This is a genomic window from Thalassolituus sp. UBA2590, assembly GCF_002339775.1.
GTDB lineage: Bacteria > Pseudomonadota > Gammaproteobacteria > Pseudomonadales > Oceanobacteraceae > Thalassolituus.
Genome location: NZ_DDKU01000021.1, coordinates 73,198 through 84,811, shown reverse-complemented (window position 1 = coordinate 84,811; position 11,614 = coordinate 73,198). Strand labels below are relative to the sequence as shown.

Annotated in this window: 11 protein-coding genes and 2 tRNA genes; 1 reads left to right on the top strand and 12 read right to left on the bottom strand. The window is 50.9% G+C overall.

All coding sequences use genetic code 11. The annotated features are described in order from the left end of the window. The 7 genes from B2067_RS02105 to B2067_RS02075 all read right to left on the bottom strand — a co-directional run. The coding region (locus B2067_RS02105; RefSeq protein ID WP_301387299.1) for a prepilin-type N-terminal cleavage/methylation domain-containing protein at nt 1-416 on the bottom strand (416 nt) is incomplete at its 3' end. A gap of 5 nt (nt 417-421) precedes the next feature. Further along, a complete protein-coding gene (gene gspG / locus B2067_RS02100; RefSeq protein WP_068438701.1) occupies nt 422-865 on the bottom strand; it encodes a type II secretion system major pseudopilin GspG in 444 nt (147 codons plus the stop codon). 10 nt (nt 866-875) lie between these two features. Further along, a complete protein-coding gene (gene gspF, locus B2067_RS02095; RefSeq protein WP_301387298.1) occupies nt 876-2,093 on the bottom strand; it encodes a type II secretion system inner membrane protein GspF in 1,218 nt (405 codons plus the stop codon). Nucleotides 2,094-2,096: 3 nt separating this feature from the next. Next, entirely contained in the window at nt 2,097-3,620 is a 1,524-nt protein-coding gene (gspE, locus tag B2067_RS02090) for a type II secretion system ATPase GspE (RefSeq protein ID WP_297533552.1), read from the bottom strand. Between the two features lie 8 nt (nt 3,621-3,628). After that, entirely contained in the window at nt 3,629-4,909 is a 1,281-nt protein-coding gene (locus B2067_RS02085) for a UDP-glucose dehydrogenase family protein (RefSeq protein WP_301387297.1), read from the bottom strand. Between the two features lie 174 nt (nt 4,910-5,083). Beyond that, entirely contained in the window at nt 5,084-6,013 is a 930-nt protein-coding gene (locus B2067_RS02080) for an FAD-binding protein (protein WP_068438710.1), read from the bottom strand. 14 nt (nt 6,014-6,027) lie between these two features. Next, nucleotides 6,028-6,777: an electron transfer flavoprotein subunit beta/FixA family protein gene (locus B2067_RS02075; RefSeq protein WP_301387296.1), complete on the bottom strand. Its 750-nt coding sequence runs from the start codon at nt 6,775-6,777 to the stop codon at nt 6,028-6,030. Nucleotides 6,778-7,061: 284 nt separating this feature from the next. Here B2067_RS02075 and B2067_RS02070 point away from each other — a divergent pair, with 284 nt between their 5' ends. Further along, nucleotides 7,062-8,702 carry an electron transfer flavoprotein-ubiquinone oxidoreductase gene (locus tag B2067_RS02070; RefSeq protein ID WP_301387295.1) on the top strand — a complete coding sequence of 547 codons (1,641 nt, stop codon included), beginning with the start codon at nt 7,062-7,064 and terminating at the stop codon, nt 8,700-8,702. Nucleotides 8,703-8,807: 105 nt separating this feature from the next. Here B2067_RS02070 and B2067_RS02065 read toward each other — a convergent pair whose 3' ends face one another. The 5 genes from B2067_RS02065 to B2067_RS02045 all read right to left on the bottom strand — a co-directional run bounded on the left by B2067_RS02065 (nt 8,808) and on the right by B2067_RS02045 (nt 11,499). After that, nucleotides 8,808-9,668, bottom strand: a complete 861-nt coding sequence (locus tag B2067_RS02065) for a DUF6160 family protein (RefSeq protein ID WP_301387294.1) — start codon at nt 9,666-9,668, stop codon at nt 8,808-8,810. 164 nt (nt 9,669-9,832) lie between these two features. Further along, nucleotides 9,833-10,351, bottom strand: a complete 519-nt coding sequence (locus B2067_RS02060; protein ID WP_301387293.1) for a DUF1285 domain-containing protein — start codon at nt 10,349-10,351, stop codon at nt 9,833-9,835. Between the two features lie 9 nt (nt 10,352-10,360). Further along, on the bottom strand, nt 10,361-11,203 hold the full coding sequence (locus tag B2067_RS02055) for a radical SAM protein (protein ID WP_301387292.1): 843 nt from the start codon (nt 11,201-11,203) through the stop codon (nt 10,361-10,363). A gap of 101 nt (nt 11,204-11,304) precedes the next feature. Then, nucleotides 11,305-11,391, bottom strand: a tRNA-Leu gene (locus B2067_RS02050). Nucleotides 11,392-11,425: 34 nt separating this feature from the next. Beyond that, nucleotides 11,426-11,499, bottom strand: a tRNA-Cys gene (locus B2067_RS02045). Nucleotides 11,500-11,614 lie beyond the last annotated feature (115 nt).

Genomic DNA, 11,614 nt, shown 5'->3' with positions numbered 1-11,614 from the left:
TTCTCATCGGGCTCTTCTGGCGGATCAAGCTCTTCATCGTTAACCAGAATGCGGATATCTACTGTTTCAGGGATATTCATGGATTGAGCCAGAGCGGCATCAATGGGAGCCCATGGATTTTCCGAGAGTCTTGATAGCTCCTCTTCGGTCAGGCCTTCGGCAACACTCTTCAGTCGGAGATCGTAAAACCCCACCAAATTGAACTTGCCAGGAACCCAGGCAACACCGAGATCCAGATTCTGAAAGACAGCTTCTTCTCTGTATCTGTTGAAAGCAACATCCAGCTTCTGGGCAAACTGTTCGGTTTCCTGCTGAGCAGCGCGGTCACTGAAATTAAGGTTCACCATGGAAAGGAGCAGGCCAACAATGACCAGCACCACCATAACCTCAACCAGTGTAAAACCGCGCTGCCTCATGCCAATCAGATATCCAGATTGCTGATGTCTGCAGCATCGCCTTCGCCGCCTTCAGCCTGATCCGAACCCAATGAAATGATTTCGTACTTGCCTTTGTCTTCGAAGTACAGGAATTCGTTATCCCACGCATCGACAGGCATTTTGCCACCTTTCAGGTAGCCGCCATTCTGGTAATTCTTTGGTTCTGGCGATGAGGACGGCTTCTGCACAAGTGCTTCAAGACCCTGCTCTGTGGTTGGGTAACGAAAGTTATGTAGCTTGTACATATCCAGCGCACCTTCAATGAGCTTAATCTGGTTCTTGGTGGTATCCACACGAGCCTGATCAGCCGAGCCGATAATGTTGGTGGCAACCATGGCGAGGATGCCGCCGATGATGGCGATTACGACCATGACTTCAATCAGGGTGAAGCCGCCTTGTTTTTGTTTCTTAGCTAGAGACTGACGCATGAATTAACTCCTATTGCACCATTTGTTGTAATTCGAGAATCGGTAACATGATCGCAGCGACGATAAGCGCCACGCCCCCCCCCATAAATAAAAGCATGATAGGTTCAAAGATTGATACCAGTCCTGAGACCGTGCTTTCCAGGGCCTTTTCCTGCTGTTCTGCGGTACGAGCCAACATGCTGTCCAGTTCACCACTGCTTTCGCCGCTGGCAATCATGTGCAGCATGATGGGTGAAAAGTATCGTGTTTCCTGAAGCGACTTATGCAAGCTCCCCCCTTCGCTAACGCGAACCGTCGCCTCACTCAGTGAGCGGTTAATAGGGAGATTCAGCACGACGTCACTGGCTATCCGCATGGCTTCAACAAGAGGCAAACCACTGCTGGTAAGAATGGCGAGAGTGCTGCCAAAACGCGCTGTATTCACATCACGCACAAAGCGCCCGATGAAGGGAGTTTTCAGAATAAGGTGATGTACTTTGCTTCTGAAATTCTCTTGTCGCATCAGCTGCGCAAACGTAACTAATGCCAGCACGATAGCTGCAGCGAGATAGATGCCGTAGTTGCTGAGAAAATAACTGGCGTCCAGCATGGCTTGCGTCAGACCGGGTAGTTCTTGTCCATTCTTCACGAAGACTTCGACAATATCGGGAACAACATAGGTAAGCAGGCCAATAACCAATGCGGTGGCTACGAACGTGAGCAGTACTGGATAGATCGCCGCATTGCGGATGTTCTGGGCAGACTCATGTGAGCGCTCGGAATAATCCGCAAGACGAATCAGTACGGGCGCAAGATTTCCAGAATGCTCACCGGCACTGACCGTTGAGCGGAACAGTAGAGGAAAGGCACGAGGATACTCCTCAAGCGCCTTCGCAAGTGTGTAGCCTTCCAGAACCTTTGCGCGAATGGCCAATACCATGGCTTTGGTTTTCTGGCGCTCAGTCTGATCTGCAAGCGCTTTCAATGACTCATCAATCGGCAAGCCTGCGCCAATAAGGGTGGCCAGCTGTCGGGTAAGCAATGCACGATCCGAAACAGATAACGAAGGCCCTCGATTGAACAGGCTGAAGCCCGTACTTGCCTGCTTCTCTGTTGTGGGTGACACCTCGAGCGGCATCCACCCCTTTTCGCGTAACTGTTGGCGGATCTGACGGGCACTGTCGCCCTCCAGAACGCCCTTCTTCTGGCGCCCCTTGAGGTCCAGAGCCTGATATTCAAACGCTGCCATGTATTAACCTTTTGCTACCCGCAGAAGTTCTTCAATCGTGGTGTGACCACCCAGAACTTTGCGTATGCCATCCTGGCGAATACTTGGCCCAAGGCGCCGGGCATGGGCTTCGAGTTCCTGCTCGCCGACCTGATCGTGAATTCGGGTCTTCATACCTTCATCCACTTCAATGATCTCGTAGATCCCCTGACGACCGCGATAACCGAGTTGATTGCACTTGTCGCAGCCCTTTGCGTGATAAATAACGGGGGCTTCGGATTCCGGTATACCGAGCAGTTCACACTCTGCACTATCCGCTACTGCAGGTACTTTGCAGTCGTCACACAGAACACGAACGAGGCGCTGAGCAATAACGCCGATTACAGAAGATGACAGCAGGAAAGGTTCCACGCCCATGTCCTGTAGTCGGGTGATGGCGCCTACAGCGGTGTTTGTGTGTAGCGTCGACAATACAAGGTGACCGGTAAGAGAAGCCTGAATGGCAATCTCAACGGTTTCCAGGTCACGTATTTCACCAATCATTACGACATCAGGGTCCTGGCGCAGTATCGCACGCAGCCCCTTCGCAAAGGTCATATCGGCCTTCAGGTTTACCTGAGTCTGTCCAATACCCGGAAGACTGTACTCTACCGGATCTTCTACAGTCAGGATGTTGCGACTGGTATCGTTAAGGTCGCTGAGTGCTCCGTACAGCGTCGTGGTCTTACCCGAGCCCGTGGGGCCAGTCACCAGAATAATGCCGTGAGGCTTGCTGATGATGTTACGCATCGTCTGAAGATCACGGGACGACATGCCAAGCTGACCAAGACTCAGTCGTCCTGCCTGCTTATCCAACAGACGCATAACTACACGTTCGCCATGACTTGAAGGCATGGTAGAAACACGAACATCGACTTCCCGTCCGCCAATGCGAAGCGCGATCCGACCGTCCTGAGGGACACGCTTCTCGGCAATATCGAGTTTTGCCATGACTTTGATCCGGGAGACGAGCAAGGCGGCCAGTGCTCTCTTCGGTTGAACCACCTCACGTAATACGCCATCCACACGGAAGCGCACAACAAGGCGTTTTTCGTAGGTTTCGACGTGAATATCTGAGGCGCTTTCTTTGACGGCTTCAGTAAGCAAAGCATTAATCAGGCGCTTGATCGGCGCGTCGCCTTCCTGCTCAAGCAGATCTTCCGTTTCAGGGACCGAGTCTGCAAGGCTGGCGAGGTCCATATCATCACCGAGGCCTTCAACCATCTCCATCGCTTCGGAGGAGTCGCTCTGATAAGCAAGCCCTAGTCTACGATCGAATTCGTCGTCTGGAATTGCTTCAAGGTTGTAAGGACGGCCCAGATGTCGCTGAACTTCCATTAACGCTTGGGGGTTCAACCCCTCCTTGTGAAGTACGTGCAATGTATCGCTGCTGGCGTCGACCAGAACGCCATAACGTTTTGCAAAACTGAAAGGCAGGCGCACTGCCAGGCTACCGCCTGATACAGCCTGACTCTGTTCCGGTTGTGTTTCTTCTGGTACTGCAGTCATGTCTCTAATTATTCTCTGTTACCACGGCCAACGCCGCGGTAAGTAAAGCCAGCTTGTTTCAGTGCGGCAGAATCATATTGATTGCGGCCATCAATAATAACCGGTTGTTTCAGAAGCTTTCCGATCGCATTGAAATCTGGTTGGCGGAACGGTTTCCACTCTGTCATCAGTACCAGCGCATCGGAATCCGTCAGCGCATCGTATTGGTGGCTGCAGAAGGTCACGCCAGCTTGCTCTCCGAGAACCTTATTCGCGGCCTCCATTGCCATGGGATCATACGCCGCGACAGTCGCGCCAGCATCAAGCAGTTGACGAATCAATACAATGGCAGCCGATCCGGACACATCTGCGGTTTCCGGACGGAATGCCAGCCCCCAGACAGCAATCTGTTTACCGCGCAGATTGCCGAGGCAGTCTCTCAGAGCAGATGCAGCCCATTCCTGCTGCATGCTGTTCCGCTGTAATACGGCATTAAGCAAAACGGGTTGTATGTCTTTGCTGGCCGCTTCATTGACGAGCTCGTTAATATCGCCAGGAAGGCAAACCCCGCCGTAGCCTACACCAGGATACAGGTAAGAATAGCCGATCCGTGAATCTGCTCCTATACCACTGCGAACAGCCTCAATATCAGCTCCAAATGACTCAGCGATCGCAGCAATTTCGTTCATCAATGAAATCCTGGTCGCCAGCATCGCACTGGCCGCAAGGCGGGTCAGTTCCGCATCACGGATACTCATGGGTGTAACCCGATCCTTTTGACGGCTGAACGGTCTCAGGAGCGACACCATGACAGATCGGGCTTCGTAGCTCTCTGTGCCAAGAATAATGCGGTCAGGTCTCATGAAATCTTCGACCCCTTCCCCTTCTTTCAGAAAGACGGGATAGCAGACGATGCTCACCGTGTTTCCTGAAGACTGAGCGGCTTCGAGCATTTTCTCTGTTACTCCCAGCGACGTCGGGCTTGAATTTATCAGAATCGTTTCGCTGTTAAGTGCAGCCCCAAACTCAGTGGCAAAGTCTAATGCCTGTTCGTCAACGGTGTCGGCGTGCCCCAAAGCAAGGATGCATAGGTCACAGTCACTTGCGAGGGAGATGTCATCTGAGAACGAAAGCCGTCGAGCAGAAACGTTACTTTCGAGCATGGCCGGCAAGCCTGGTTCATGGAAACTCAGGTCGTGAACGTTAGTCGGGGGAGTCTGAGAATAATGGGTGATGACATTGCCCATTTCAGCGAGACAGGCGCTGATGACAAATGACTCGTAACCCGAGCCAGCAACGGTGACTTTCAAAGGGACATCCTATGTAATTGTCAGTAAAACACGACCAACTCTCTCCGAGCGGTTGTGTAAAGTACCCTATTACAGATAAATGACAAGAGCATGACAAGACACTTGTTCAGCTGAATATGGCCAAAACGAAAAAGCCCGGCAATAGCCGGGCTTTTTTCTAAGGCTTAATAAACCTTAGAGAGCAGATTCCAGCTCAGGAATCGCGTCGAACAGGTCAGCAACCAGACCGTAGTCTGCAACCTGGAAGATAGGAGCCTCTTCGTCTTTGTTGATAGCAACAATGACTTTAGAGTCCTTCATACCTGCAAGGTGCTGAATAGCACCAGAGATGCCGACTGCAACGTACAGATCTGGAGCAACGATTTTACCCGTCTGACCAACCTGCATGTCGTTTGGAACGAAGCCAGCATCAACTGCAGCACGAGATGCACCAACAGCAGCGCCGATCTTGTCTGCAACTTTGTACAGCATTTCGAAGTTGTCGCCATTGCCCATGCCGCGACCACCAGAAATAACTACGCTTGCCGCAGTCAGTTCAGGACGGTCAGACTTGGCCAGTTCTTCGCTTGCGAAAGCAGAAACGCCAGCGTCTTTTGCAACATCAACAGACTCAGTCGCAGCTGAACCACCTTCTGCAGCGGCTGCATCAAATGCAGTGCCACGAACAGTCATCACTTTGATGCTGTCAGAAGACTTAACAGTAGCGATTGCGTTACCAGCGTAGATTGGGCGAACGAATGTATCTTCACCTTCAACACCAATAACTTCAGAGATCATGTTCACGTCCAGCAGCGCTGCTGCGCGTGGCAGGAAGTCTTTGCCTGTCGTGGTAGCAGCTGCCAGGATGTGGCTGTAGCCTTTGCCAAGCTCAGCAACCAGTTCGCCCATATTTTCAGCAAGCTGATATTCGTAAGCAGCGTTGTCCGCTACCAGTACTTTTGCAACACCAGCTACTTTTGCCGCAGCTTCTGCAGCAGCACCACAACCAGAGCCTGCAACCAGAACTTCAACATCGCCACCAATCTTGGTGGCAGCAGTGATAGTGTTCAGGGTAGCGCCTTTCAGAGTGGCGTTATCGTGTTCTGCGATTACTAAAATTGCCATTACACCAACCTCTCTCAGAGCACTTTCGCGTCGTTTTTCAGTTTATCAACCAGCGTAGCAACGCTGTCGACCTTGATACCAGCAGAGCGTTCGGCTGGCGGAGTCACTTTAACCAGAGACAGGGTTGATTTAACTTCAACACCGAGATCTGCAGGCGTAGTGGTATCCAGCGGCTTGCGCTTAGCTTTCATGATGTTAGGCAGTGACGCGTAACGTGGTTCGTTCAGACGTAGGTCAGTCGTAACGATTGCTGGCAGGTTCAGAGCTACAGTACGCAGACCGCCATCAATTTCACGAGTAACGTTTACTTTGCCGCCATCTACAGCAACTTCTGAAGCGAACGTGCCTTGAGGCATGCCAGTCAGAGCGCCCAGCATCTGGCCAGTCTGGTTGTTGTCGCTGTCAATGGTCTGTTTACCCATCAAAACGATCTGTGGCTGTTCTTTCTCAACAACGCCTTTCAGCAGCTTGGCAACTGTCAGCGGCTCGAGCTTCTCTTCTGTTTCGATCAGAATGCCGCGGTCAGCACCCAATGCCAGAGCAGTACGGATTTGCTCCTGAGCTACTTTAGGACCGATAGATACAACAACGATCTCAGAAGCAATGCCCTTTTCCTTCAGGCGAACCGCTTCTTCTACGGCAATTTCACAAAATGGATTCATAGCCATTTTGACGTTAGTCAGATCAACATCAGAGTTGTCTGCTTTTACGCGTACTTTGACGTTGTAGTCGATAACGCGTTTTACAGCGACAAGAACCTTCATAGATTCCTCGTATTCTCTAGTGGATGATTAAAGGGTGATTTGCAGCTAAAACATTGCCCGATACCCTTTCCAGCGGGCCACATTATTGGGATTGTGACACTTGAGGTCAAGTGTGAGCTATTCTCAATACTGATTCAGGCCAGTAATTACGGCACTTCTGCCTTTAAATAAGTTGCCTGGCTGTCTTCTCGCCGTATAATGGCCACCATTTTTTCGAACCGGGCAATCCGGTGAAGCAACGACCGCGAATGCGGCACTCCCATCGTGATTTGAGGAGATCATCTATGCAACGTGACGTAATGGAATACGACGTAGTTATCGTCGGCGGCGGCCCTTCCGGCCTGTCGGCAGCTTGTCGTATCAAACAACTGGCAGAAGAAGCAGGCCAGGAAATCTCAGTATGCCTGGTTGAAAAAGGTTCTGAGATTGGTGCACACATCCTTTCTGGTGCGGTCATCGAAGATCGTGCGCTGAAAGAACTCTTCCCTGACTGGAAAGAGATGGGCGCTCCGCTGAATACGCCAGTCAAAGGTGATGAAGTTTACTTCCTTACTTCCGATGAGAAATCTGTCAAAACTCCACACTGGGCGATTCCTAAGCCGATGCACAACGATGGAAACTACATCGTATCTCTCGGTAATGTGTGCCGCTGGCTGGGCGAACAAGCCGAAGCTCTCGGTGTAGAAATCTATCCGGGCTTCCCAGCAGCCTCCCTGATCATTGAAGATGATGCTGTTAAAGGTGTTATCACTGGTGATATGGGCGTTGCTGAAGACGGCTCAGAGAAAGACAGCTATATGCCTGGCATGGAGCTGCGTGCGAAATACACCGTATTTGCAGAAGGTTGCCGCGGGCATCTTGGTAAGGAACTGATCGCTAAGTTCAACCTTGACGCTGGTAAAGACCCTCAGCATTACGGCATTGGTATCAAAGAGCTGTGGGATATTGATCCTGCCAAACATCAGGAAGGCCTCGTTCTTCACGGCGCAGGCTGGCCACTCAGTGAGTCCGGCTCAACCGGTGGTTTCTTCCTGTATCACACTGAAAACAACCAGGTTGTTGTCGGCCTGATTACGGATCTGTCGTACAGCAACCCACACGTCAGCCCGTTTGATGAATTCCAGCGCATGAAGCACCACCCAGTACTGAAGCAGTACCTTGAAGGTGGTAAGCGCGTATCTTATGGCGCACGCGCGATCGCCAAAGGTGGCCTGAACTGCCTGCCTAAAATGACCTTCCCAGGTGGTCTGGTAATTGGTTGTGACGCGGGTACGCTGAACTTCGCTAAGATCAAGGGTACTCACACCGCGATGAAGAGTGGCCTTGTGGCAGCAGAAGAAATGTTCAAGGCGCTTCAGGCTGATCGTGCCAATGACGAAATCAACGAATACACTGCAGCCTTTGAGGCATCATGGGCGTGGGAAGAGCTACATCGTAGCCGTAACTTCGGCCCTGCGATGCACAAGTTCGGTACATTCGGTGGTGCAGCCTTCAACTTTATCGATCAGAACATTTTCCCAATACCTGTTACGCTGCATGACAAGACAGCGGATCATGAAATGCTCAAGCCGGCAGCTGATTGCAAGAAGATCGACTACCCGAAACCAGACGGCAAACTCAGCTTTGATAAGCTCGGTTCTGTATTCGTGGGTAACGTGAACCATGCTGAAGACCAGCCTTGCCACCTGAAATTGACGGACACATCGATTCCTTTATCTCAGAACCTGCCTAAGTACAATGAACCTGCGCAGCGCTACTGCCCTGCTGGTGTTTATGAAGTGGTAGAAGATGAGAATGGTCAACGTTTCCAGATCAACTCTCAGAACTGCGTTCACTGCAAGACCTGTGATATTAAAGATCCTGCCCAGAATATCACCTGGGTCACGCCAGAAGGCGGCGGCGGTCCTAACTATCCAAATATGTAAAACAATAAAAAAGGGCCGAAAGGCCCTTTTTTATTGTCTTGATAGTGACGTTTTAACCAAAAGGGCCCGAGAGCCCTTTCTTGTTTAGGGGCGCCATATTGCGACTCAGTGGCCCGACACAACCATCGATACGCCACGGAACTGAAAGTCATCAATTACAATGCCGCCCAGTTGACTGCCTCCAACACTGACGCTAGGCATGCGAACGTCGATAACATTCTCATCATCAAACGGAGATGCAAAATCAAACTTTACACCATCTGCAACATCTGTACTCATGTTCACATATAGTTTGGCGACACGGTCGCTAGCATCAGGCGTGCGATTTGCAGCCAACTTTTCATTGTATGAATTACCTGCAACAACAGCATCTTCAATAACAATTCCGAAAGAAGACGACATGTCGATATCGAGATCCTCAATGCCAATTGCAGTGTAAAACTCGATGTCGCTAGTTGCACCATCGACGCGCATTTCAAGAGCAAGCGCGCCACCGTACATGCTAATACTATCAACGAGAACATGTCGGTTGATGCCGCCTGCACCTTCAACAGCTATCTCACCGGTGGTCAAGAGGATGTCAACAACCCCTACACCGCCAGAAGTGGGCTCACCAAGAACAAGTAAGGAGCCATCCTGATCGATGTCAATCTTAAATCTGAGATTATTCAGGTTGGCGGTGTTGCCAGGATTGCTGAAGCCAAAGAGAGTGTTGCGATCCTCCCCGCCACCGATGTAAACGTCTGAAATAGTCAAGCTGCCTCCGTCGCCATCGCTGACGCCGCCAACGACCTCCTCCGTATCGGTGTAGCGAATCTCTCCAATTTGCACACCAACATCTAGCTCGATGTCTACACCGGCCTGGCCAGTAACGTTATGCAGCTCAAACTCAGACATAGGCGAGAGTTCAGCCTGAGTACCTGCGGTAGCGAGTGCTATGCAGCCCGCGAGTAGTGATTTCTTCATGATAGGCGATCCATCAAGTTTTTATTGTAGTTACATCAGTTTACGTCCGGCACCATACTTGTGCAACTGACACTCAGTAGCAAACTACCTTGTTACAGCCAATACACAAGGGTTTATGAGGCCCTCAATAGCAACGTGGCACAATATGACGTATCAGTCTTCGCTTACAAAGTGAAGGAAACCGAGCTCTGACCCGAGCGCATCGAAAAACCGCTCTCTGTAAGCTCGCCCATTTCTAAGAGCTGGTAATAGGCTGACCTCAAAAAGCGTGCAGCTAGTCCTTGCGCTGTCGTTATAACTGGAATGTCATTCTCATCCAGTTTGGTCAATATAATCCCGCTATTGCTATCGAGAAGCTCCACCTGGCCATTCGATAAAACCGCACGAACTCCTATGTCAGGCTCCCCTACCAGTGAAATCACATGAAGGGGAGTATCTTCTACTTCCATACGCCACTTCTCGACCGGCGTGACAAGAAAGAACTCGTTGCCTTCTTGCTTTACGAGGGATGCGAACAACCTCACGAGCGATTTGCGCTTGATCTCCCCTCCCTCATGGATCCATTGGCCATCCTTGGTTACGCGGATATCTATATCCCCAGACAGATCGGGAGTCCATTTGTCTAATGGGTATGCCTGCACTTTGTCGAGATCGAAAGCCTTGCTTATATCATCTAAGTTCATCGGCCTGCCTTAAAGTCCTCTTTGCCACTCCTGTCGCAACCTGATGGAGTCTGGTTTATTGATCGCAGTATCAAGCTGGGCGAGTAATGCCTGCTTATCCGCCCCGAGATTCCCCTTGAGAGGGAGGTAGTTAGACGCGTGATCACTACGGAATACTGTATCTTTCAAATCCAGACTGTCGATAAAGGTACGGAGTTCAACAAAAAGTTCGTGCTGGCCCGGCAATTCGTAGTCGAAACCTGCTTCTTCGAAACCCTGTTCGACACGTTTCTGGCCGAGCGGATAGCTCACTACCAAGGTTGAAAGAAACTCCGGCTGAGCCTCTGTCATCAGCTTTGCTGTGTTGACTGCATGCTGGTGACTCAGTGAGCGCCCTCCCATACCATTCAACACCATAACTGATGAGCTGATACCGGCTGCTTTCAGCTTAAGGAGCGCCTCCAAGGTGGATTGGTATGTCTCCCCCTTTGCGATGGCCTTGAGAACGTCGTCGTCTCCACTCTCAGCTCCAACGTAAGCGATGCCGAGCCCCAGCTCTCTTAGGCGCTGCAAATCCTCAACAGACTTCTTTCTGATGTTTCGTGGCAGGCAATAGGCACCTACACGCTTAACCCAGGGGAGACTCTCTCTGATCTGCAGAAGAATGTTTTCTAGGCGCCGAACAGGAAGGACAAGCGCATCGCCATCTGCCAGAAACACCTTTTCAAATCTCGGGCCGACCGCTGCCGCATTTCTAATTTCTGCGAGAACCTCATCCTCGTTACGGGCCCTAAACTTCTTCTGAGGCTGAGTGTACATATCGCAGAAGGTGCAGTTGTTCCAGGAACACCCATTGGTAACCTGAAAAATCATAGATCGCCCTTCTGAAGGCGGGCGAAAAACCGGCTCGATATAATCTGGGAACATAGTTATTGGATACGATTGCTTTACGTAGAGGATGTGGGGCTATGATATGGTGCCCGGAGCCGGAATTGAACCGGCACGACCATAAGGTCGGGAGATTTTAAATCTCCTGTGTCTACCAATTCCACCACCCGGGCGAACGGGCTCCTGACAGAGGTGTCAGAAAGTAAGTGGAGGCGCGAGCCGGAGTCGAACCGGCCTACGTGGATTTGCAATCCAGTGCATAACCGCTTTGCTATCGCGCCTAATCATTGCAGCCGCACCAGTGTTGATGCATTTGCTTTAGCAGCGCTCTGTTAACGCGCTTTGATATTCATTTCTTAGGCTAAGAAAGAATGGAGCGGGAAAGGAGGCTCGAAC